This window comes from Pseudomonas sp. CFII64 (assembly GCF_000416235.1).
Lineage (GTDB): Bacteria > Pseudomonadota > Gammaproteobacteria > Pseudomonadales > Pseudomonadaceae > Aquipseudomonas.
The window spans coordinates 250,072-272,538 of the sequence record NZ_ATLO01000051.1; the positions used below are offsets into that span (position 1 = coordinate 250,072).

General features: G+C 59.8%; 18 protein-coding genes. 7 read left to right on the forward strand and 11 right to left on the reverse strand.

Annotated elements, in window-relative coordinates; all coding sequences use genetic code 11:
• Positions 1–13 precede the first annotated feature (13 nt).
• The 4 genes from CFII64_RS26700 to CFII64_RS26715 all read right to left on the reverse strand — a co-directional run bounded on the left by CFII64_RS26700 (position 14) and on the right by CFII64_RS26715 (position 5,339).
• Positions 14–2,428 (reverse strand): TonB-dependent receptor, encoded by a 2,415-nt coding sequence (locus CFII64_RS26700; protein ID WP_044901713.1) that lies wholly within the window; start codon positions 2,426–2,428, stop codon positions 14–16.
• A gap of 100 nt (positions 2,429–2,528) precedes the next feature.
• Positions 2,529–3,506, reverse strand: a complete 978-nt coding sequence (locus CFII64_RS26705) for a FecR domain-containing protein (protein ID WP_020293992.1) — start codon at positions 3,504–3,506, stop codon at positions 2,529–2,531.
• A complete protein-coding gene (locus CFII64_RS26710; RefSeq protein WP_020293993.1) occupies positions 3,507–4,022 on the reverse strand; it encodes a sigma-70 family RNA polymerase sigma factor in 516 nt (171 codons plus the stop codon). It lies immediately after the preceding gene.
• A 69-nt stretch (positions 4,023–4,091) separates the two neighbouring features.
• Entirely contained in the window at positions 4,092–5,339 is a 1,248-nt protein-coding gene (locus CFII64_RS26715; protein ID WP_020293994.1) for an MFS transporter, read from the reverse strand.
• Between the two features lie 229 nt (positions 5,340–5,568).
• Between CFII64_RS26715 and CFII64_RS26720 the strand changes: the two genes are divergently transcribed.
• A complete protein-coding gene (locus CFII64_RS26720) occupies positions 5,569–7,806 on the forward strand; it encodes a TonB-dependent siderophore receptor (protein WP_020293995.1) in 2,238 nt (745 codons plus the stop codon).
• Positions 7,807–7,875: 69 nt separating this feature from the next.
• On the opposite strand, the gene CFII64_RS26725 is transcribed toward CFII64_RS26720, so the two are convergent.
• The 4 genes from CFII64_RS26725 to xylA form a co-directional block, all read right to left on the reverse strand.
• On the reverse strand, positions 7,876–9,012 hold the full coding sequence (locus tag CFII64_RS26725; protein ID WP_020293996.1) for a sugar ABC transporter permease: 1,137 nt from the start codon (positions 9,010–9,012) through the stop codon (positions 7,876–7,878).
• On the reverse strand, positions 9,013–10,569 hold the full coding sequence (xylG, locus tag CFII64_RS26730) for a D-xylose ABC transporter ATP-binding protein (RefSeq protein WP_020293997.1): 1,557 nt from the start codon (positions 10,567–10,569) through the stop codon (positions 9,013–9,015).
• A 99-nt stretch (positions 10,570–10,668) separates the two neighbouring features.
• Entirely contained in the window at positions 10,669–11,670 is a 1,002-nt protein-coding gene (gene xylF / locus CFII64_RS26735) for a D-xylose ABC transporter substrate-binding protein (RefSeq protein ID WP_020293998.1), read from the reverse strand.
• A 169-nt stretch (positions 11,671–11,839) separates the two neighbouring features.
• Positions 11,840–13,156, reverse strand: a complete 1,317-nt coding sequence (gene xylA / locus CFII64_RS26740) for a xylose isomerase (protein ID WP_020293999.1) — start codon at positions 13,154–13,156, stop codon at positions 11,840–11,842.
• A 152-nt stretch (positions 13,157–13,308) separates the two neighbouring features.
• Between xylA and CFII64_RS26745 the strand changes: the two genes are divergently transcribed.
• Positions 13,309–14,496 (forward strand): XylR family transcriptional regulator, encoded by a 1,188-nt coding sequence (locus CFII64_RS26745; protein WP_020294000.1) that lies wholly within the window; start codon positions 13,309–13,311, stop codon positions 14,494–14,496.
• 22 nt (positions 14,497–14,518) lie between these two features.
• On the opposite strand, the gene CFII64_RS26750 is transcribed toward CFII64_RS26745, so the two are convergent.
• Entirely contained in the window at positions 14,519–15,418 is a 900-nt protein-coding gene (locus CFII64_RS26750; RefSeq protein WP_020294001.1) for a LysR family transcriptional regulator, read from the reverse strand.
• A 100-nt stretch (positions 15,419–15,518) separates the two neighbouring features.
• Between CFII64_RS26750 and CFII64_RS26755 the strand changes: the two genes are divergently transcribed.
• Complete coding sequence (locus tag CFII64_RS26755; protein ID WP_020294002.1) at positions 15,519–16,382, forward strand: aldo/keto reductase family oxidoreductase; 864 nt, start codon at positions 15,519–15,521, stop codon at positions 16,380–16,382.
• Between the two features lie 38 nt (positions 16,383–16,420).
• Here the strand turns inward: CFII64_RS26755 and CFII64_RS26760 are convergent, their stop codons facing one another.
• Positions 16,421–17,263 carry an EamA family transporter gene (locus CFII64_RS26760; RefSeq protein ID WP_020294003.1) on the reverse strand — a complete coding sequence of 281 codons (843 nt, stop codon included), beginning with the start codon at positions 17,261–17,263 and terminating at the stop codon, positions 16,421–16,423.
• A gap of 126 nt (positions 17,264–17,389) precedes the next feature.
• Here CFII64_RS26760 and gcvA point away from each other — a divergent pair, with 126 nt between their 5' ends.
• A complete protein-coding gene (gene gcvA / locus CFII64_RS26765; RefSeq protein ID WP_256208191.1) occupies positions 17,390–18,271 on the forward strand; it encodes a transcriptional regulator GcvA in 882 nt (293 codons plus the stop codon).
• Here the strand turns inward: gcvA and CFII64_RS26770 are convergent.
• Positions 18,264–19,163 (reverse strand): LysR substrate-binding domain-containing protein, encoded by a 900-nt coding sequence (locus CFII64_RS26770; protein WP_020294005.1) that lies wholly within the window; start codon positions 19,161–19,163, stop codon positions 18,264–18,266. The two genes, gcvA and CFII64_RS26770, sit on opposite strands and share 8 nt — an antisense overlap.
• A gap of 267 nt (positions 19,164–19,430) precedes the next feature.
• Between CFII64_RS26770 and CFII64_RS26775 the strand changes: the two genes are divergently transcribed.
• The 3 genes from CFII64_RS26775 to CFII64_RS26785 all read left to right on the forward strand — a co-directional run bounded on the left by CFII64_RS26775 (position 19,431) and on the right by CFII64_RS26785 (position 22,465).
• A complete protein-coding gene (locus CFII64_RS26775) occupies positions 19,431–20,462 on the forward strand; it encodes an ABC transporter substrate-binding protein (protein WP_020294007.1) in 1,032 nt (343 codons plus the stop codon).
• 70 nt (positions 20,463–20,532) lie between these two features.
• Positions 20,533–21,606, forward strand: a complete 1,074-nt coding sequence (locus CFII64_RS26780; RefSeq protein ID WP_020294008.1) for an ABC transporter ATP-binding protein — start codon at positions 20,533–20,535, stop codon at positions 21,604–21,606.
• Complete coding sequence (locus CFII64_RS26785) at positions 21,593–22,465, forward strand: ABC transporter permease (protein ID WP_020294009.1); 873 nt, start codon at positions 21,593–21,595, stop codon at positions 22,463–22,465. The genes CFII64_RS26780 and CFII64_RS26785 overlap by 14 nt, the downstream gene beginning before the upstream one ends.
• Positions 22,466–22,467 lie beyond the last annotated feature (2 nt).

Sequence of the window (22,467 nt, forward strand, 5' to 3'; positions counted from 1 at the left end):
CGGACCGGAAGTTTTAGAAATCAATGGTGGCCGACAGCAGCAGGGTGCGTGGCGAACCTTGGGAGAACGCGCCGTAGGAAGCCACGCCCGACCAGTACTCGCGGTCGAACACGTTCTGCACAGTGGCGCGGAAGGTAGTCGGTCGCTGGGCGATGCGGGTGGCGTAACGCGCGCCGACATCGAAGCGGGTCCAGGCCTCCAATTCTTGGGTATTGGCCTGGTTCACATACTGGCTGCCGGTATAGATCGCACCGCTGGTCAACGTCAGACCCTCCACACCAGGGGCGTCCCACTCGGCCCAGAGATTGGCCTGAACTTGCGGCACGCCAACCGGTTTATTGCCACGGTTGGCGGCAACGCTGGTTCTGGTCAATTCCCCGTCGAGTAATGTCACGCCACCCAGCAGGCGCGTACCGCTGGCAATTTCGCCAGACAGGTTCAGCTCCATGCCGCGATTGCGTTGCTGACCTTGAATCGAGAACGCCCCGGACGACAGCTCGCCACTCGGTTTCCTGATCTGAAACAGGGCCAGTGTGGCCATGAAACTGAGGTAGTCGACCTTGACCCCGACTTCCTGCTGCCGAGAAATATAAGGCGCAAAAATTTCACCCGCATTGGTGGCGGCGGACGGCGCAATGTCGCCCTTGCTCATGCCTTCGATGTAGTTGTAATAGAACGAAACATGTTCCCAGGGTTTGGCGACGATACCGAACAGCGGTGTGACATCGCTTTTGTCGTAGGAAGTGGTGATCGATCCGGCTGCGTTGTAGTTGTCCGATTTGATGTTCTGCTTGCGCACGCCGACGGTCACTTGCAGAAGCTCGTTGAGCACCGACAGCGTGTCGGCGAGGGCTACGCCGGACAGTTCGCTCTCGGAAACTTTCGGCGTATCCGGTTTGCCGATGGCGGGTTCCAGGCGGTCGCTCGGGTGGTAAATATTCGAGAGGACGGCGGGGCCGGAAATGATGCCGCGGGACAACTCATCGCGATAACGGGTCACTTGCAGGACGCTGCTGTGGCTGACCGGTCCGGTGTCGAAACCCACGCGTACACCGGCATCAACGGTGTAACGCTGGACGTCGAATTTGTAATAACCGGGAATTGAAGACGTGTCACCGGCAGCGTTGATGATGGTCGGGGTCTGATCGGACATGCGCTCGACCGCCGATTTGCCGCCGCCAGCGTGGGCGAATACGCTCAGTGCATCGCTGAACTCGTACTCGCCACCGAGCAGCGCTGATTTGTCCCGGGTTTCGGATCGGCCCCAGTCCTGGGACACGTTGGTACGGCCGTTGGCGGCCGATGGGATCGGCACACCGGACGCGATCAGAAACGGGCGGGACGCTGCGTCAAACTGCTCTTTCTGGCTGATCAGATCCAGCGTGGTGCGCAGGCGATCACCCTGATAATCCAGGGAGATAGCGCCGATACCGATATCTCGGGATTGCGCATCGATTGCGGTATCGCCTTGCTGGACGCTGCCATTGATCCTCACACCAAACCGGCGCTCCTCACCAAAGCGCCGACTGAGGTCCAGGTGGCCGCCGAGTTGCGAGTTCATGGCGTAGCGGGTAGTGAATCGGGTCAGGTCTTCATCGAGGGAACGCTTGGGAACCACGTTGATCACGCCGCCCACCGCGCTGTTGGGTGACATGCCATAAAGTAGCGCGCCTGGACCCTTGACCAGTTCGATACGCTCGGCGTATTCGGTGAACACCCGGTAATTGGACGCCACACCGTATACGCCGTCGAACGCCAGTTCGCCGAGATTGCCTTCCCCCACCGGAAAGCCACGGATGAAGAACGAGTCGACGATCCCGCCGGCCTGTCCGGTGGAGCGCACTGAAGAATCGCGCTCCAGCACGTCGCCTACGGTGACCGCCTGTTGATCCTTGATCAGCGTTGAGGTGTAGCTGCTGACGCTGAAGGGCGCATCCATCACATCCTGGTTGCCGAGCATGCCCAGGCGTGCGCCGCGTGCAACCTGACCGCCCGAATAGGCTGGAGGCAGGCCGTTGCCGCGTCGGCCGACGCCATCGACGGTGATTTCCGGCAAGGCCACCTGACGGAGCACCAATGTGTAGCTGCCGTCACTGCGTGCAACCATTTCCACACCCGTGTCGGCCAGCAAGCGGGTCAGCGCTTCCTGTGTGGAGTAAGTGCCGGAAAGCCCGGGGCTGAGCAGCCCTTCGGTGATTGCCGGTTGAAACGACAGGGCAATGCCGGCATCAACGGCAAAGCTCGACAGCGTTGCGCCGAGCGGGCCGGGAGCAATGTTGTAGGCACGGGCTGCGAATGTGTCCAGTTGCGTCGGCACGGCCGCCGAGGCGAACGATCCGCTGGCCGCGCTCAGCACAAGGCTGAGCAGCACCCCGCGCATAACGGGCTTGAGCGGACGATCTGGGCGCAGGGGCCGTGCGACGGGCATGGATGGGTGAACCTATGGACGAGATGAAGTGGTTATTCCTTTCTTTGCCAGTCGAGATCAAAAAAAGTATCACCTGCACCGGGATTTATTTTGCGTAAGGTCAAGCGGGAGAAAGTGTCACCCAGTAACCGCCCAAATGGCCGGTGACGAGCACGGGATAAGTCTGCACCAGCATATTCAGCGTGCGCTGCGTATCGCTGATGGGAAAGGCCCCGGAAATGCGCAGCTGGGCAATGGCCGGATCGCAACGTACGAAACCTTTGCGATAGCGGGACAGTTCGGCGACGAAATCTGCCAGGCGCATCTTGTCGGCCATCAGCATGCCTTGTGTCCAGGCGCCCACGTTACGATCGGCCGGGTTCAGCGGGCCGAAGTTTTGTGCTGAAAACTCAGTGCGCTGGCCGGCGTTGACCATGAGCGGCGCTACCTGGCGACTGTCGGCCAATTCAACCCGAACGGCGCCGTCGAGAACCGCGAGATAGGTGCGCGACGCGAGTTCGCGAACGGTGAATCGCGTGCCCAATGCTTGCATGTGGCCTTGACGTGTACTGACCAGAAAGGGGCGTGGCAGCGAGGAAGTATCGGGCGCGGTCTGCACCAGAATTTCCCCTTCGCGCACATTGATCAGGCGCTGCCGGGTATCGAACAGTACGTCGATGGCGGTATCGGTATTGAGGGTGACGTGGGACCCGTCGGCCAGGGTCAATTCGCGGCGTTGGCCAACGGCGGTGCGGTAGTCGGCCGACCATTGTTGCGATTGCGCGAGTTTCCAGCTGCCCCAACCGGCCGGGACCACCGCCAGCAGGATCGCCAGCTTGCCGAGGAGCGCGCGACGTTCAGGGCTGCTCGGGCGATCCAGCGTCGACATTGCCAGCGAGGGCGGCAGCCCGCCGAGCTTGCTTTGCAGTAACTGCGCACGGGACCAGGCGCGGTTGCGCTCGGGGCTGCTGACTTTCCAGCACTCCCATTCGTCGCGTTCGGTGGCGCTGAGGTCGCGTTCACTCAAACGCATCAGCCACTCGGCGGCCTCTTCGAGGATTTTCGGATCGAGCGGCAGCTCAGTGCGACGAGTGAGCATTCATTCCACCAGCATCAGGCACTGAACGAAGGCCTGCTTCATGTAGCGCTTGACCGTGATCAGGGAAACATTCAGCTGTTCGGCGATGTCGTCGTATTTCAGGCCGCCGATCTGCGACAACAGGAACGCGCGCTTGACCAGCGGCGGCAGCGTGTCGAGCATGGCGTCGATTTCGTGCAGGGTTTCCAGCACCATGAAGCGCAATTCGGGTGAAGGCACTTCTGGGGCTGGCAAATACGTGAGCGCCTCCAGGTAAGCGCGTTCCAGGGCCTTGCGCTGATACCAATTGATGAGAATGCCCTTGGCCACGCAGCTCAGGTACGCCCGGGGCTGATCAATAGCGGTGACCTGGGAGGCGAGTATGCGGGTGAAAGTGTCTTGCGCCAGATCCGCCGCGTCCATGGCGTTGCCCAGTTTTTTCTTCAGCGTGGCGTACAACCAGCCGTGATGACCGGCGTACAGCGCCTCGATCACACGCAGATGATTGTCGTTGTTGGTGGGCAGGGTTTCGCTCATGGCAGCAGGTTTTGTAATTGAGAAGTATTCCCAATGCTAATGGACAACGAGCCTGTGACGCAAGCGGGATCAATCCCCGGGCGGGGCGTGCTCGGCTTGCTGGCTCTCAGGCCGGTAACGCAACGCGATGACCGGGATCAGCACCAGCACATAAGCCAGGCAAACGAACAGGTAGGTGTACTGCAAACCGTAGGTCTGGCTGAGCAAGCCTCCCGCCGAAATACCCGCGATCGAAGCGAATTGCGCGGTGCCTTGGGCAATCCCCAGCACGTGACCTTGTCGCGAGCTGTCGGCAGCTTTCGAAATCAGGGCCATCAGCACCGGCGTCGTAGCCCCCAGCAGTACTCCCCAGATGAAGTACACGACGACAAATACAATGGCGTTGCGAGTGACGCCCGCAATCGCGGTCAACGCGATACAACCCAGCACGATGTAGGTGATGCGATGCAGGGTGTCCTGTTGAGAACGGTGCTCGAAGTAGCGTGACCATGCCGTGGCCGACAGAATGAAACCCAGTGCCAGCAAGCCGTAGCACAGGCCGACCACTGAGTTGCTGACCTCGAAGACCGAGCTGACGTACAGCGAGAATGACGTCTGCGGCAGCATCCGCGCCAACAGCAAAATGCCCATGACGCACAGCAAAGGCAGCAACGGTGATCGTTGCCAGATGCTGCCATTGTCGCCAGCCCGGATTGAGGTATCGATGCCCGGATTCGTCTTCTTCATCGGCGGCACATCCGGCAATGTCACGGCCGCCACCACAGTGCAAATTGCGCACAGTACTGAGGCGATGATATTGATCCAGAAAAACGTCGCATGATCGAGGATCAGCCCCCCGAGCACCGCACCGAGCAGTGAGCCAACATTGGTCGAGATCTGCAGGATCGCAAACAGCCGCGCCCGCCGCGCAGGTGCTTCGATACTGACACCGTAAGCCTGTGCCGGGGCGATGTAACCGGCGAAAGCGCCTTGCAGAAAACGCAGGATCAGAATGACCCAGATGTCGCCGGACAACGCCAGCCCGAGCTGGGTCAAGGACAACCCGGCCAGGGCGCGGATCATCATCAATTTGTGCCCGTAACGATCACCGATCCGGCCCCAGAACGCACTGGTCAGCATGATGCCCAGCATTGGCCCGACGTACACGGCAACGCTGGCGAAGCTGAAAAACGACTCCGAGGACGTCATCCCGCGCAGATGGACCGGCCAGAACGGTCCGCTCATTTCCATCGCGCCCATGGAGATCAGCTGGATCGTGAACAGAAGATAAATCAGGATCCTCACATTCGAACCCTGGATGGCACCTGCATGGGGCATAAGTCAGTCTCGGTGATAAAACGCCAGATTCGGTTATCGCCAAATTCGCGGATCGGCAGACTACGCGCTTTACCATCTCGGGAAAACAGCACGCTGGAGTTTTGCCGAAGCCCGGAAGCACGTTGCTGCGAGGTTCAAAAAAAATTCTCAGGAGGGTGATACTTTTCCGCAGGTCGACTGGCAATAGGAGTGATTACCATTTTCTTCTGTCGAAAAGGAACCTTACGCCATGTCTGTTGCAAGTCGCCCTTGCGGTGAGTGCGCGCTCTCACTCGCGATTCGTACCGCCACGCTGAGTTTCGTTCTGGCCGCAGCCAGCACCCATGCCTGGGCTGCAGCCCCCGAGCAGGAGGCTGACGGGAAGAAGAGTCCGGGCAGTTCGGCGGGTTCGCTGACTGACAACAATGCGCAGGGCCTCACCCTCGACGAGACCACAATTACCGCCACTTCCAGCAGTCCTGGCGCGCTTCCCCCAGTGCTCGCCGGCGGTCAGGTTGCTCGCGGCGCCCGCTTGGGCATGATGGGCAACAAGGATGTGATGGACACGCCGTTCAGCGTGACCAGTTACACCGCCAAGACAATGGCCGACCTGCAAACGGTGACCGTGGCTGACGCCCTGCAACGCGATCCTTCGGTGCGCTCCACCGGTCAGACTGGCGGCATTGTCGACTCTTTCTTCATCCGGGGTTTTGCCATCGGCGAAGGCAACATTGGTGAACTGGCCTACGACGGCGTGTATGGCGTGGCGCCCAATTACCGGGTGTTTACTGAATACGCTGAGCGCGTCGAAGTGCTCAAGGGGCCGGGTGCCCTGATGTACGGCATTTCGCCAAACAGCGGTGTCGGCGGGGTGATCAATATCGTTCCCAAGCGTCCGCTGGACGTCGACCTGACCCGTTTTACCGGCAGTTACGCGTCCGACTCCGAGGTGGGCGGTCATCTGGATGTCAGCCGTCGATTTGGTCCGGAAAACCGTTTCGGCGTGCGTTTCAACGCCGGTCTTCAGGGCGGTGACACTGCCGTTGATGATCAAGAGCGGGCGCTCAATATCGGTGCTATCGCGCTCGATTACCAAGGTGAACGGTTGCGTTTGAACCTGGATTTCATCAGCCAGAAGGAAAGCTTTGACGGCGCCTCGCGGCCATTCACCATTGCGCCCGGCGTGGATGTTCCGTCAGCCCCCAATGGCCGTACCAACGTGTCCCAGGATTGGGGTTGGTCGGACACCAAAGAGCAGTCGGCGTTGCTGGGCGGCGAATATGACCTGACCGACTCGGTCACGGTATTTGCCCATGCCGGTGGCGGCAGGTCAGACGTCAAGCGCAAGTCCGATCAGGTGCCAAGAATTCTCAACAGCGCGGGCGATACCAGCAACATTCCGGGGTATTACAAATTCAACGTTGATCGCTCGACCGCCGATGTGGGGATGCGCGGAGTGTTCGCCACCGGCCCTGTGACCCACACCACCACGCTGATGGCGACCCGTTATCAGGATGAGTTGTCCCGGGGTATCACCAACGGCACGGAAATCCGCTCGAACATGTACCACCCGGTGGACGTGCCCAAGCAATCCATCAGCGCGCCCAAAGTACTGCGTATCTCTGAATCGGAGTTGTCCGGCGTGGCGTTGACCGACACCTTGTCAGTGCTTGATGACCGGGTGCAATTGACGCTGGGCGTGCGTCGGCAAGACATCGAGTCGCGCAACTACAACGCGGCGGGTTCGGTCAGCTCCCGCTATAAAGACAGCGCCACCACCCCGCTGGTTGGTGTCGTGGTCAAGCCCTGGGAAGACGTGTCGCTTTACTACAACTACGTCGAGGGCTTGAGTAAAGGTGATGTGGCGCCGGGCACGGCGGCCAACGCTGGCGTGACCTTCGCGCCTTATGAATCCAAGCAGCACGAGGTCGGCGTCAAGTATGAACACGGCACCTTCATGACCACGCTGGCGCTGTTCCAGATCGAGAAGCCCAGCGGTGAAATCGGCGCTGGCAATGTCTTCTCGGTGCAGGCTGAACAACGCAACCGTGGCGTGGAACTGAGCATGTTTGGTGAAGTTGCGCCAGGCACGCGCTTGATGGGTGGCGTGACCCTGCTCGACGGCAAACTGACGGATTCTGCCACCGCCGCGAACCGGGGCAACAAACCCGTGGGTGTGCCTGACGTCCAGGCCAATCTTTGGGCGGAATGGGATACGCCATGGCTGGAAGGCTTTACCCTCACCAGCGGCGCGATCTACACCGCCAGCCAATATGTCAATCAGGCCAACACCCAGGAGCTGGACGCCTGGACTCGCTTCGATGCAGGCGCGCGTTATGCCACCAAAATCGAAGGTCGACCCACCACGTTCCGGGCCACGGTGCAGAACGTGTTTGATCGTGAGTATTGGTCGGGCGTCGCTTCGTATGGAGCGTTCTCCCCAGGCTATCCGCGCACCTTGCAACTCTCGGCGACGGTGGATTTCTGAGGAACCGGGGAGGGTGGTCAACGCAACGTCGGCCACCTGACCCGCACATCCCTCTGAATTCGGTCGGGCTCAACGGCGCCCGGTCCGGGTGCTCACATCTACCCACACGGCCAGCACCAGAATGCTGCCCTTGACGATCATCTGCCAGTAGCTGTCCACGTCGAGCATGGACATGCCGTTGTCCAGGCTGGTGATGACCAATGCGCCGAGCAAAGCGCCATAAACGGTGCCCGAACCGCCGCGCATGGAGGTGCCGCCGATGAAACAGGCGGCGATGGCGTCGAGTTCGCCCATGTTGCCGGCTGAGGGTGAGCCTGCCGCCAGGCGGGCGGTGTTGACCACGCCAGCGAGGGCACACATCACGCCCATGATGCCGAAGATCCACAGTTTCACAGCCTGCACATTGATGCCGGACAGGCGCGTGGCTTCCATGTTGCTGCCCACCGAGTAAACGCGGCGTCCGAACACCGTCTGGCTGGTCACGTAGCTGAACACGCCGAGCAGAACCAGCAGCAGCAGGACTGGAACCGGAATGCCGTCGTAACTGTTGAGGGTGTAGACGAATCCGGCCAGCACCGCGCCGATCAACGCCACGCGCAACACGTCACGGACCAGTGAATGAGCCGCCAGGCCATGCAGGGCACGATTGCGGCGCTGTTTCCAGGTCAGGAATAGCGTCAAGGCGAAAAGCAACACACCGAGCCCGGCCCCAACCGTGTGCGGCAGATAACCCTGGCCGATATAGACCAGTTCCGGCGAAACCGGCGCAATGGTCGTGCCGCCAGTAACCCCCAGGAGAATCCCGCGAAAGGCCAGCATGCCGCCCAGGCCGACAATGAACGACGGGATGCGCAGATAGGCCGTCATGTAGCCATTACCCAAACCAATCACCAGGCCGCACAAGGCCACCAGGCTCAGGTTCGCCAGCAGCGGAATGTGATAGACCACGTCGAGAATCGCCGCCAGCCCACCCAATAGGCCAAGCAAGGAACCCACCGACAGATCGATTTCACCGCTGATGATCACCAACACCATGCCGCAGGCGAGAATCCCGGTGATGGACATTTGCCGCAGCAAGTTGGAGAGGTTGCGCGGGGTCAGAAACCCGCCGTCGGTTTGCCAGCTGAAGAACAGCCAGATCACCGCCACGGCGATCACCAGCGCGAGCATTTTGTAGCGGCTGAACAACTGCTTGACCTGATTCATCTACGCGGACTTCCGATTATTATTGTTAGAGGTATCGGGATTGCTGAGCGCGGCGGCGAGTACCTGTTCCTGGCTGAGTTCGTGGTTGATGAAGTCGCCGCGTAGCTGACCTTCGCCGATCACCAGCACACGGTCGGAAACCCCCAATACCTCCGCGAGTTCCGAGGACACCATGATGATCGACACGCCTTCGGCCGCCAGCGCGCCCATCAGCTTGTAGATCTCGTATTTGGCACCGACATCCACACCTCGGGTGGGCTCATCCAGAATCAGCACCCGGGGCTTGGTCAGGAGCATCTTCGCCAGCACGGCTTTCTGCTGGTTGCCGCCGGACAGGCTGGTGATTGGCAGGAACGGACTCGCGGTCTTGAGATGCATGCGCGAGATTTCCTTATCGATGCTGCCCAGTTCGGCTTCAGCGTCGATGCGGGTCATTTTTGCGAAGGTGTTCAGGACCGCCAAGGTGATGTTCTGACCGACGCCCAGGTCCGGAATGATGCCTTGACGCTTGCGATCTTCGGGGACCATGCCCAGCCCGGCACGGATTGACTTAAGAGGCGTGCGCGTATCGATCCGCTGGCCTTCCAGCCAGACTTCACCTTCGTAGCGGCCGGGGTAGGCGCCGAACAGCGCCGACACCAGTTCCGTGCGACCGGCGCCGACCAGCCCGGCGATCCCGAGAATTTCCCCGCGTTTGAGCACGAACGAAATATCGTTAACCCGTTTGCGCCTGGGGTTGTCGACGTCATAGCAGGTGACATGGCGCGCTTCGAAAATAACTTCGCCGATGTCATGGGGTTCGGTGGGGTAGAGATTGCTCATTTCCCGTCCGACCATCTGGGTGATGATCTTCGGGATATCCATGTCCGCCATGGCGGTCGTCGCGATGTGTTTGCCGTCGCGAATGACCGAAATGGTGTCGCACACGGCTGCCACTTCATCGAGTTTATGGGAGATATAGACGCACGCAACACCCTTGGTCTTGAGGTCGCGAATGATATCCAGCAGCACCTCGATTTCTGAACGGGTCAGAGCCGATGAGGGCTCATCGAGGATCAGCAGGCGCGCTTGCTTGTTCAGCGCCTTGGCGATCTCCACCAGTTGCTGATAGCCGCCGCCGTACTGTGAAACCGGCAGCGACACGTTCATGTCCGGCACTTTGAGTTCCCGCATCAGGGCTTCGGCCCGGTGGATCATCGCCGGGTAGTTCATGCGCCCGCCGGGCAGCGTCAGTTCGTGGCCCATGAAGATGTTTTCAGCCACTGACAAGTCGGGCACCAACGTCAGTTCCTGGTGAATGATGACGATCCCGGCGGCCTCGGTTTCGCTGATGGATTGCGCCTTCAGCGGCTGACCGTCCCAGAGAATTTCACCCTCCCAGGTGCCGTAGGGGTAGACCGCCGACAAGACCTTCATCAGCGTGGATTTGCCGGCGCCATTCTCGCCGCACAGGCCGACGCATTCCCCCGGCTTGATCTTGATGTCGATGCCATTCAAGGCGTTGACACCGCCGAAGGTTTTGACGATGCCGTTCATTTGCAGCAGGTAGTCGGACATGGCAAGTGCTCATAAAAAGGGCAGACACCTATGTGGGAGCGAGCTCGCTCGCTCCACAGTTGTTTTACCTGACTGGTTGCATGACCCCAGAGTCGCAGATCACTGCCCGGCAATCTGTGCCTTGGTATAAAAGCCGTCCTTTTCCAGCAGGTCGATGTTGTCCTTGGTCAACGGGATTGGGGTGAGCAGGATGGTGTCGACCTTTTTGCTGCCATTGTCGTATTGCGAGCTGAAAGTGGGCTTCTCGTTACGCGCCAGTTGCACCGAGAGTTTGGCGGCTTCCGAGGCGATCAGTTTCAGCGGTTTGTAGACAGTCATGGTCTGGGTGCCATCGATGACCCGCTTGACTGCCGCCAGGTCTGCGTCCTGGCCTGAGATCGGCACCTTGCCGGCCAGCTTCTGCGCGGCCAGAGCCTGAATGGCGCCGCCTGCGGTGGCGTCATTGGAGGCGACAATGCCGTCGATCTTGTTGTTGTTCCGGGTCAGGGCATTTTCAACAATGCTCAAGGCTTCAGTGGCGTTCCATTCCTTCACCCACTGTTGGCCGACGATCTTGATATCTCCCTTGTCGATGGCCGGTTGCAGCACTTTCATCTGCCCTTCGCGCAGGACCTTGGCGTTGTTGTCGGTGGGGGCGCCGCCGAGCAGGAAATAGTTGCCTTTAGGCGCGGCTTTGAGCACCCCGGCGGCCTGCATCTCGCCGACCTTTTCGTTGTCGAAGGAAATGTAGGCGTCAATATCGGCATTCAGGATCAGGCGGTCGTAGGACACCACCTTGATCCCGGCCTTCTTGGCTTCGGCAACGGCATTGGTCAGTACCGTGGCGTTGAACGGCACGATGACGATTACATCGACGCCACGGGAGATCAGGTTTTCGATCTGGGAAATCTGCTTCTGCTCGTTGGCATCAGCCGATTGGACGAAAACCTTGGCGTCCATTTTTTCCGCCGCCGCGACGAAGTAGTCGCGGTCTCGTGACCAACGTTCCAGACGCAGGTCATCGATGGAAAAGCCGATCTTCGGATGGGCAGGATCGGCCATGACCGGAAGCGCTAGCAGGGCAAGTGCGCCAGCGAGTAACGTGAGTTTTACTTTTTTCATTGGGGTGCGTCCTTTTATTGTTGTTTGAAGACACTTCCTGACGATGAACACGGTGCCGGTAGAACTGTAGAGAGTCGCCGGCCGCCGCGAGCACAGATTTGTCGCGAGAATGTAACCGCGTGGTTGCGGCTGCGGACTCACGGCCAGCGGCTGTAGGGTTTGTCGACTGTCAGGGGTAGATAAACCGGTTGACCACACCTTCGAGCATTTCCTGCCGACCGCTGACCGCCTGGGGATCCAGTTCGTTGGCAAAGGCATGTTCGGCCAGCGATCCGAGGCTGAACTCACCCGCCAGCACCGCCTGACCAAACGGCTGCTGCCAACCGGCGTAGCGCTTATCCTTGAATTGCTGGAGCTGATCGTTCTCCACCATGGACGCTGCGCGCTCCAGTGCCAGGGCGAGGACATCCATCGCGGCGACGTGGCCATGGAACAGATCGACCTCGTCTACGCTCTGGCGCCGGACCTTGGAATCGAAGTTGAACCCGCCATGGGTGAAGCCACCGGCTTTGAGAATTTCGTAAGTGGCAAGGGTCATCTCCTCGACGCTGTTGGGGAATTGGTCGGTGTCCCAACCGTTCTGTGGATCGCCGCGATTGGCGTCGATGCTGCCGAAGATCCCCAATGAGACGGCCGTCGCGATCTCGTGATGGAAGCTGTGCCCGGCCAGGGTTGCGTGGTTGGCCTCGATATTGACCTTGATTTCGTTTTCCAGACCGAACTGCTGCAGGAAGCCGAAAACCGTGGCGCTGTCGTAGTCATACTGATGCTTGGTCGGCTCCTGGGGCTTGGGTTCGATCAGCAGGTCGCCTTTGAAACCGATTTTGTGCTTGTGCTCGACCACCATGCCCATGAAGCGGCCAAGTTGTTCGCGTTCACGTTTCAGATCGGTATTGAGTAGGGTTTCGTACCCTTCACGGCCGCCCCACAGCACGTAGTTAGCGCCTTTGAGACGCTGAGTGGCGTTCATCGCGCTGCACACCTGGGCGGCGGCGCAGGCGAACACTTGCGGGTCCGGGTTGCTGGCTGCACCGGCGGCAAAGCGCGGGTTGCTGAAGCAGTTGGCGGTCCCCCACAGCAATTTGATCCCGGTTTGGTCCTGATGGCGCTCCAGGTGGTCGATCATCTGCGCAAAGTTGTTGCGATACTCTTTCAACGAGTGGCCTTCGGGGGCGACATCGGTGTCGTGGAAGCTGTAGTAGTCGATGCCCAGTTTGGAGAAGAATTCGAAAGCCGCTTCGGCCTTGCCGATGGCCAGTTCCATGGGTTCCCCGGCGTGTTGCCACGGCCGCTTGAACGCGCCGACACCAAACATGTCAGCCCCCGGCCAGACGAAGGTGTGCCAGTAGCAGGCAGCCATGCGCAGGTGCTCGCGCATGGGTTTGCCGAGGACGAACTTGTTGGCGTCGTAATGGCGGAAGGCAAGGGGCGAGTCGCTGGCTGGGCCTTCATAGAGAATCTTGTCGACAGCGGGGAAGTACGGCATGGCTGGTTCCTTATTGTTCTTGGCGGTGTCCCGATACTAACGCTGGCGCTATGGGGGCAGATTATGAAAATCGTCAACGCGCAGTTCGATTTTGCGTATTGAGATTCGTGGTTGGCACGCCTAGTCTGTGTTGATCGGCCCAGGTAAAAACAATGAAAACCGTACCTCCCGTTCACCGCATTGCGCTGTTGTTCAACGGCAGCAAGATCTACGATCGCGGCATCATCAGCGGCATCGGCAACTACTTGAGCAGTACCCGCGCGTCCTGGGACCTGTTCCTTGAGGAGGATTTTCTCTGCCGGTTGAAAGGCATCGAGCGCTGGCAGGGCGACGGGATCATTGCCGACTTCGACGACCCGCTGATCGGCGAGGCGCTGGCCGGGATCAAGTTGCCGGTCGTCGCGGTAGGCGGGTCTTATCTGGATGAGCGCGCCTATCCGAAAGGCATTCCCTATGTCGCCACCGATAATTACGCGCTGATGAAGTTGGCGTACGAACACCTGATCCAGGCGGGCCTGACGCGTTTTGCCTGCTTCAGCCTGCCTGAAGCGCAAGCCAATCGCTGGGCGCAGGAACGGGAAACAGCCTTTCGCCGATTGCTGCAGCGCGATGGCTTGCCCGTCGAGGTCTATCGCGGCATGGGCACCAGCGCACCGCTATGGGACAGCGCGGTGGAACAGCAGATCGCCTGGCTGCAAAGCCTGCCCAAACCCATCGGCATCATCGCCGTCAGTGACGCCCGCGCCCGGCAGTTGCTGCAAGCCTGCCTGACCGCCGGGATAGCGGTGCCGGAGCAGGTGGCGTTGATCGGCATCGACAACGACCCACTGACCCGCAGCCTGACGCGGGTGCCGCTGAGCTCAGTGATTCAAGGCACCGAAACCATGGGCCGAACCGCTGCGCGCCTACTGCATCAGATGCTGCATGGCATGCCGTCCACCGGCACGCAGGTTCTGATTCCGCCGGACGCAATCAACGTGCAGACCTCAAGCCTGCATCAACCGCTGGGTAATCCCTATGTGATGCAGGCGCTGCTTTTCATCCGCCAGTACGCTTGCCAGGGCATCAAGACCGCGCAGGTGGCGGGCTATGTCGGCGTGTCGCGTTCATCGCTGGAGTCGCACTTTCGCAAGGTGCGAGGCTGTAGCGTGCACGACGAAATTCTGCGTTTCAAACTGGCAGCGGCCGCCGACGGACTGGAAAACACGAACTCGGCGATTGCCGATATCGCCCAGAATTGCGGCTTCAAATCGGCGCAATACCTGCACACGGTGTTCCGTCGTGAATTCGGCTGTACCCCACGCGAGTATCAGCAGAGCACTACTGCGGCGATCCTGTGACAGTGCAACCTGAGGTCTGGAGCTATCGGTCCGCATTGATAAAGTCGATAAACGCCCGCAAGGGGGAGGGTAGATAGCGGCGTCCAGGGTAATAGAGAAACGGTCCGGTAAAGCTTTGCCACCAGGGTTCCAGCACCGGTTCCAGCGCGCCACTGGCCAGATAAGGCTCAAGCCAGCCCTCGAACAGGTAGACAATACCCAGCCCGTCAACCGCCGCTTGAACGATCAAGTCTACGCCACCTCCCACCCTGACAATCAACGGCCCGGTTGGATCTACGCTGATGATTTCGCCCTCACGTTCGTATTCCCAGAGCGGCGTCGCGCCACTGGGGAATCGGCCTCGCAGGCAGGCGTGGTTCAGCAGGTCGCGTGGGTGCTGCGGTCGACCGCTGGCGTTGAGGTAAGCAGGGGAGGCCGCCGTTGCGCAACGTTGAAAGCGTGGGCCAATGGGGACCGCAATCATGTCCTGCTCAAGGCGTTCATCGTAACGAATGCCCGCATCACACCCGGCCGCCAGCATGTCGACAAAGCTTTCATCAATCATCACTTCCAGACGGATGTCGGGATAAGTCTGCAGGAAGGGGGTAATGATCGATGGCAGGACCAGCCTCGCGACGCTGGCAGGGACGTTGAGCTTCAGTGTGCCCGATGGGCGATCGCGAAAGTCGTTGACTACATCCAGAGCCGACTCGACCTCACCTAATGCGGGCACGATACGCTCCATCAGTCTGGCGCCAGCCTCGGTCGGTGCGACACTGCGGGTGGTCCGATTGAGCAAGCGTACGCCAAGCCTGGCTTCAAGGTGGCGTACGGCGTCGCTCAAACTGGAGGCCGATTTGCCGCTCGCCCTGGCGCCTTCGCGAAAGCCTTTGGCGTTCACTACGGCGACAAACGCCAGCAAATCTTGAATGTTGCTTTCCATTGTTCTCTCAGCCGTACAACCCGTGCCGATTGCACCCCATTACCAATGAAGTGGTCAATGCCTATAGTGCGTCTCACAAACTTTGATTGAGGTGGACAAAATGAGCGATGTTGCCAAAGCAGGTTCCTTCCAGTTGGGCGATCGGTCGGTCAATCGCATGGGCTACGGTGCGATGCAGTTGGCCGGTCCTCATGTTTTTGGTCCTCCGAAAGACCCGAAAGCGGCGATTGCCGTACTGCGTGAAGCCCTGGCGGCGGGCGTCAATCACATTGATACCGCCGATTTCTACGGTCCGCACATCACCAACCAGCTGATCCGCGAAGCATTGCACCCTTACCCTGAAAACCTGGTGATCGTGACCAAGGTCGGCGCGTTGCGCGGTGCCGATGGCTCGTGGAATCCGGCACAGAGCCCCGCCGAATTGACCCAGGCCGTGCATGACAACCTGCGCAATCTCGGCGTGGAGGTACTGGATGTAGTGAATCTTCGGGCAATGGGTAATGTGCAAGCGCCGGCCGAAGGCTCTATCGAAGAGGCGTTTACCACCCTGGCCGAATTGCAGCGTCAGGGGCTCATTCGCCACTTGGGCGTCAGCAATGTCACGGCAGCGCAGATCAAGCAGGCGCAGGGGATCGCCGAGATCGTCTGTGTGCAGAACCACTACAACTTGTCGCACCGGGAAGACGAAGCGCTCATCGCTGAGCTAAGTCTGCAAGACATTGCTTATGTGCCGTTCTTCCCGCTGGGTGGATTCACTCCGCTGCAGTCGAGCGTGCTCTCAGATGTGGCAGCGCGAATGCAGGCGTCTCCTCTGTGCGTGGCGCTGGCGTGGTTGCTGCAACGTGCGCCTAATATTCTGTTGATTCCCGGGACGTCCTCGGTGGCCCACCTTCGAGAGAATATCGGCGCGAGTGAGCGGGTCATCGCGCCTGACATGCTGGCTGAACTGGACGCGCTGGGATAAAGGCGCGGCGACTTCAGGCGACATCAAAGTCTCGCCGGTCAAAGCCCGAGAAGAACCGCGCCTACGGCAACGACCACGCAAGCGCCCCATCGCCTGGCGCTCACGGCCTCGCTCAGAAACACCCGCCCAATCAGCGCCGCGAAGACCACGCTGGTCTCGCGTAACGCTGATACCGCCCCCATCGCACCTGACTGCAACGCCCAGATGACAATGCCGTAAGCGGCGAGTGACACCAGCCCGCCAATCACCGAGGAGCCAACGGCAATGGGCGTTGTGCGCAGCGGATTCAATAGCGCGGCGGGCCCTCGCATCGCGACGAACAAGACCGGCATCAGCCAATAGAACATGAACATCCACACGGTGTAGGCCAGCGCCTGGCCGTCAGATAACCGCACGCCGATGCCGTCGATCACTGTGTACAGCGCGATCATCACCCCGGTAGTCAGCGCGGCCAGTAAATTGGAGCGTGATACGTGACGACCCTGAAGCGCGAGCATGAGGATGCCGCCGGAGATCAGCGCAATGCCCAAAACATGCAACGGGCTGATTGCTTCCTGGGCGAAAAGCGCCGCGCCCAACGTGACGAGTAAAGGCGAGGAGCCTCGCGCGATGGGATAGGCCACCGCCAGATCGTTACTTTGATAAGAGCGCACCAGGCTCATGTTGTAGATGATATGCACCAGGCCCGAGGCGACGATGTAAGGCCATGCGGCTTGAGCCGGGAAGGGCAGGAACAGCGCCGCCAGCGTTGATACCAGGGCAATAGCGATACTCATCCAGGTCATGGACAGATATCGGTCGCTGTTGCCATGCAACATCGCGTTCCAGCCTGCGTGGAGAATTGCCGCAAGCAGGACGAGGCCGCCGGTGTAACTGAGCATGGGGTTTTTCCATAACGTGGGGGGATGAAATTGCTGTAATCAGCAAAATATCTCTCTTGGAGTACGCTGACAAACCAGATAAATTGCCCGTTCACGTTAGTAGAACTATTTCGAATGAAGCGAAAATTGCCTCCTCTCAATGCATTGCGGGCCTTCGAGGCTGCTGGCCGACTGGGCAGCTTCAAGGACGCAGCCGCAGAGTTGCATGTGACTCACGGCGCGGTAAGCCAAAGCGTGCGGCTGCTTGAGCAGTGGCTCGGTGCGTCGTTGTTTGAGCGACACAATCGCCGCGTGGTGCTGACTTCGGCAGCCAAGACCTACCTTGGCGAAATTGGGCCGCTGTTCGACCAGCTGTCCCAGGCAACGCTAACATTTGGCTTCGCCGAGACAACCGCCCGAACGCTGTCGGTGAACGCGCCCGCGACGTTCACCTTGCGTTGGCTGGTGCCCCGCCTGGAGAAATTCCGCGCCGAGCATCCCAACGTGGACGTCAAAGTCGAGACGTCGAACAAACTGGTTGAGAGTCTGAAAGACCCCTATGACGTGGTTATTCGCGGCGGTCCGGACACGCTTTATGGCTACGCGACGCGACCTTTTCTCTACGAAGAACGGCTACCAGTATGCAGTCCGGCGCTGTTGCAGCGGCTGCCACTTCGCGTGCCCGACGATCTGCGTCAGCACACATTGCTGCATACATCGAGCCTGCCGAGGCTTTGGCCGGATTGGTTGGCGAGCGCACACGTCTCTACGCTCAAACCGAGTGCCACTGTGGTGTTCGATCATTTTTTCCTGACGTTGCAGGCGGCTATCGACGGACTGGGTGTCGCGATGGGGCCGACGGCATTGATATCCGGCGATCTCGCCGCTGGCCGGCTGATCATGCCGTTCACCAACCCGCGTCTGCCGTCGCGCAGCTACTGCGCATACATTCCGACTAGCAAATCAGAAGATGACGCAGTCGCGCTGTTCTGTGCCTGGCTTGAGCGCGAGGGATTGCGCGCTAGTTAACGTCCCCGAACGCCTCCCGGTAAAACGCTTTTAACGTCTCGACAAACTCTTCGGCCAGTCGGGTTCTGGCCTGCGCAATGGGCCAGATAACGTAGGTGGGAAACAGAATGTCCGGTCTGAACGGTCGGACCACCACATCGCGGTGTAGGTAATCCCTGGCCACCAGTGGATGGGCGAGGGTGATTCCCATGCCCAGCGCCACCATTTCGCAGTTGATTGCGCTGTATTGCGCCTCTACCGCCATGATCCGCTCGACGCCTGCCTGCTCGAATAAACCGTCCACCAACGACCGCGTGCCGTCGCCATGGCACAACGAAACAAATGCCTCACCTTCGAGATCGGTAAACGTGATTTCGGCCCGCTGCGCCAGGCGATGAGCGCTGGGCAACACGCAGACTGCGGGGATTTCAGTCAGCAGCTCGATCTGGTGACTGCTGACATCGCCGGGATGAACGACGATACCGATGTCGCAGTATTGCGATTTGACCCATTGCTCCACCGTCGGTGATGAGTTGACGTGCAGGGATACGGTGAGTTCGGGCCTTGAGTCAGTGAAAGTCTTGAGCACGCGGGGAATCACGCTCAAGCCGTTCGACGGCACGGCCGCGACCCGCAAACGGCCGGTGCCGAGGTTGCGAATGTTCTTTGCCGAAAGCTTGAGGCTGTCCAGGCCAACGAACGCTCGCTCCACTTCCTGGAAGAATGCCTGGCCTTCCTGAGTCGGGATCAAGCGCACGCCAGCGCGCTTGAACAGCGTCAGCCCGGTGCTCAGTTCCAGCTGGGAAATCAACCGGCTGACATTGGGCTGCGAGGTGTACAAAACCTCCGCCGCCGCCGTCATCGAGCCCAACCGCATCACACTGCGGAACGCTTCTATCTGCCTGAGGTTCATGCTGGCCCTCCATATCAAATATGAATAACTAACCCTTATATCCGTATTTGACCATATGAATGGGCTGTCGCAATACTCAAAACCAGCAACCCCATAGCGCACATGAAGATGCGCCACCCGGGATGGATCTCCGGGAGCATGCAGCCTGCATGCATGACTTCGGTCTTGGCCGAAGCAACTGACGCATTGTTCGATCTGCCCCATGCACTTCGGAGATAGTCTGTGAATAGTCTTAATTCATCCCCAGCAGCACAGCCGTTTTGTTCGTTGAACCGTCTTTGTATTGCCGTCGCCGTCGGCCTCATCGGGCTTGGCAGCAACGCCGCTTTCGCTGAAACGACGCTGTACGTCGCCGGTGTCGGCGGCTCTACGGAGCAGATGTACAAGACCAAAGTCATTCCCGCCTTCGAAAAACAGCACAACGTCAAAGTCATCTACGTCGCCGGCAACTCCACGGAAACCCTGGCCAAACTGCAAGCGCAGAAAGGTCGGCAGCAGATCAACGTGGCGATGATGGACGACGGCCCGATGTATCAGGCATTGCAGATGGGCTTGTGCGGGAAACTCAGCGATGCGCCGGTTTATAAAGATCTTTATCCCCTGGCACGTCTGAGCCCGGAAGCTACCGGCATCGGCGTGGTCGCCACCGGCATTGGCTACAACGAGGATGCGTTCAAGAAGCGCGGCTGGACCCCGCCGGACTCCTGGGAAAACCTGACCGACCCGCGCTACAAGCAATTGCTCGGCATGCCACCGGTGACCAATACCTACGGTTTGCACACCTTGGTGGAAATGGCCCGGCTGCGCGGTGGAGGCGAGAAAAATATCGATCCTGGCTTCAAGGCGCTCAAGGACGAGATCGGTCCCAACGTGCTGGCCTGGGTTTCGGCTCCGGGTGAAATGGACGGCATGATGCAGAACGGCGATGTGGTCATGGCCGTGTATGGCAGCGGTCGTGCCGTGGCCTTGCAGAGCACCGGTTTTCCATTGAAGTTTATTTACCCGAAGGAAGGCGGCATCGCCTTGCAGGTCGCTGCTTGCGGCGTGACACCCAATGCCCAGCCGGAACTGTCCCAGGCGTTCATCCAGTACGTCTTGTCGCCTGAAGTGCAGACGATCCAGGCCAAAGAAAACGGTTTTGCACCGGTCAACCAGACCGTCACGCTTGCGCCTGAGATTGCCGCACGCATGCCGTATGGGCCGGAGAAGGTCAACGCGTTGATCAAGGTCGATTGGGACACGATCAATCAGCAGCGCAGCGAGTGGACCACGCGCTGGAATCGCACCGTCGAGCGCTAGCCTTCACGGCGGTTGCGACTTTCCCGAAACCTTTCTGGAGACGCAGGCTCATGCCTGCGTGGCAAGCCCTATGGCATTTCTCACACTCGAAGGTATCGTCAAGACCTACGGCAATTTCAGGGCCATTGATGGTTTGAACCTGGAAGTCCGGCACGGCGAATTCATCGCCTTGCTCGGCCCGTCCGGCTGCGGCAAGACCACCACACTGCAATCGATCGCCGGTTTCGTGCAGCCCACCGAAGGGCGCATCGTGCTGGATGGTCGCGACATCACTCATGTGCGCCCTGAGCAGCGCGGGCTGGGCATCGTCTTTCAAAGTTACGCGCTGTTTCCGCACATGACAGTGGCGCAAAACATCAGCTTTGGTCTGGAGATGCGCGGCGTGCCGAAAAGCGAACGCGCCAAACGGGTCAATGAGGCGCTGGATCTGGTGCGTCTTGGCGGCCTCGGCGAGCGTTACCCCAAAGCGTTATCCGGCGGACAACGGCAACGGGTGGCGATTGCCCGTGCGCTGGCGATCCGTCCCAATCTGTTGTTGCTCGACGAACCCATGTCCAACCTTGACGCAAAACTGCGCGAAGAGATGCACATCGAGCTGCGGGCGATTCAGCGCGACCTGGGCATCACCACGATTCTGGTGACCCATGATCAGGTCGAAGCCATGACCATGAGCGACCGCATCGCGGTCATGCAAAAAGGCCGTATCGTGCAGATCGACACGCCGTTCGAGGCCTATGAACGTCCTCATTCGCCGTTCGCATCCGCGTTTCTCGGCAAGACCAACGCCTTTGCGGGTGCGGTGCAATTGCGCAACGAGCGTTGCTGTGAAGTGCAAGTCAGGGACACGCTGCTGCATGTGCCCCACGAAGACCGTTCGCTGGGCAACGACGTCAATGTCTACATTCGCCCGGAGAAAATTCGCCTGACCGCCGTGGGCAATGGTCGTTTGACCGGGCGTGTTCGGCTGAGGGTGTTTTTGGGCAATCTGTGGCTGATTGCGGTCGATAGCCATCTTGGGTTGGTCCACATGACGCAACCCAACCTCGGCATTCCGCCGCCCGATGAAGGCCACGAGGTCGGCCTGGACTGGTCCGATGACGACCTGCGCCTGCTGGATCGGGAGGTCGCCCATGGCCAGGTATGATGCCGAACACGTCGGCATTGCCCCGTGGCTGCTCAGCGGCCCGGCATTGCTGGTGTTTATCGCACTCTTGCTGGCGCCGTTGCTGCTCACGGCCGTGCTGTCGCTGAATCTGTTCAGCGACACTGCAGGCGTGGTTCCGGGCTACAGCCTGGGCAACTACATCGAAGTGTTCAACGACGGCTACTTTCACGAGATATTCCTGCGCACTGGCGGCATGGCGCTGGCGGTGACCGTGCTCTGTGTGCTGCTGGGTGTGCCGGAAACCATCATCATTGCGCGCATGGCGCCGCGCTGGCGTTCGTTGTTCCTGCTGGTGGTGCTCGGCCCGTTATTGATCTCGGTGGTGGTGCGCACACTGGGATGGGCGATCCTGTTGGGCAACAACGGCCTGATCAACGACGCCTTGCAGGCGCTGGGCATTACCGATCAGCCCGTCAAGATGCTGTTTACCCAGGTCGGCGTGATTATCGCCCTGACGCACGTACTGGTGCCGTTCATGGTGATCGCCGTATGGGCGACCTTGCAGCGTCTGGACCTGCAGGTCGAGTGGGCGGGATTGTCGCTGGGTGCCTCTCGGCTGACGGTGTTCCGACGGATCATCCTGCCGCAGATCATGCCCGGCATTCTGTCCGGTTCGATCATCGTCTTCGCCCTGGCCGCATCGGCTTTCGCCACCCCGGCGATCATCGGCGGTCGGCGCCTGAAAGTGGTCGCGACGGCGGCCTATGACGAATTTCTCGGCACCCTCAACTGGCCACTCGGCGCTGCCATCGCGATGCTTTTGCTGGTAGCGAATCTGATCATCATTCTGGGTTGCAGCAAGCTGGCCGAGCGCCGCTTCAAGCAAGTCTTCGAGTAGGC

What these genes read in the sequence shown, in the direction of transcription:
- CFII64_RS26700 (WP_044901713.1), bottom strand. Translation starts at nt 2,428, where the DNA reads ATGCCCGTCGCACGGCCCCTGCGCCCAGATCGTCCGCTCAAGCCCGTT.
- CFII64_RS26705 (WP_020293992.1), bottom strand. Translation starts at nt 3,506, where the DNA reads ATGCTCACTCGTCGCACTGAGCTGCCGCTCGATCCGAAAATCCTCGAA.
- CFII64_RS26710 (WP_020293993.1), bottom strand. Translation starts at nt 4,022, where the DNA reads ATGAGCGAAACCCTGCCCACCAACAACGACAATCATCTGCGTGTGATC.
- CFII64_RS26715 (WP_020293994.1), bottom strand. Translation starts at nt 5,339, where the DNA reads ATGCCCCATGCAGGTGCCATCCAGGGTTCGAATGTGAGGATCCTGATT.
- CFII64_RS26720 (WP_020293995.1), top strand. Translation starts at nt 5,569, where the DNA reads ATGTCTGTTGCAAGTCGCCCTTGCGGTGAGTGCGCGCTCTCACTCGCG.
- CFII64_RS26725 (WP_020293996.1), bottom strand. Translation starts at nt 9,012, where the DNA reads ATGAATCAGGTCAAGCAGTTGTTCAGCCGCTACAAAATGCTCGCGCTG.
- xylG (WP_020293997.1), bottom strand. Translation starts at nt 10,569, where the DNA reads ATGTCCGACTACCTGCTGCAAATGAACGGCATCGTCAAAACCTTCGGC.
- xylF (WP_020293998.1), bottom strand. Translation starts at nt 11,670, where the DNA reads ATGAAAAAAGTAAAACTCACGTTACTCGCTGGCGCACTTGCCCTGCTA.
- xylA (WP_020293999.1), bottom strand. Translation starts at nt 13,156, where the DNA reads ATGCCGTACTTCCCCGCTGTCGACAAGATTCTCTATGAAGGCCCAGCC.
- CFII64_RS26745 (WP_020294000.1), top strand. Translation starts at nt 13,309, where the DNA reads ATGAAAACCGTACCTCCCGTTCACCGCATTGCGCTGTTGTTCAACGGC.
- CFII64_RS26750 (WP_020294001.1), bottom strand. Translation starts at nt 15,418, where the DNA reads ATGGAAAGCAACATTCAAGATTTGCTGGCGTTTGTCGCCGTAGTGAAC.
- CFII64_RS26755 (WP_020294002.1), top strand. Translation starts at nt 15,519, where the DNA reads ATGAGCGATGTTGCCAAAGCAGGTTCCTTCCAGTTGGGCGATCGGTCG.
- CFII64_RS26760 (WP_020294003.1), bottom strand. Translation starts at nt 17,263, where the DNA reads ATGCTCAGTTACACCGGCGGCCTCGTCCTGCTTGCGGCAATTCTCCAC.
- CFII64_RS26770 (WP_020294005.1), bottom strand. Translation starts at nt 19,163, where the DNA reads ATGAACCTCAGGCAGATAGAAGCGTTCCGCAGTGTGATGCGGTTGGGC.
- CFII64_RS26780 (WP_020294008.1), top strand. Translation starts at nt 20,533, where the DNA reads ATGGCATTTCTCACACTCGAAGGTATCGTCAAGACCTACGGCAATTTC.
- CFII64_RS26785 (WP_020294009.1), top strand. Translation starts at nt 21,593, where the DNA reads ATGGCCAGGTATGATGCCGAACACGTCGGCATTGCCCCGTGGCTGCTC.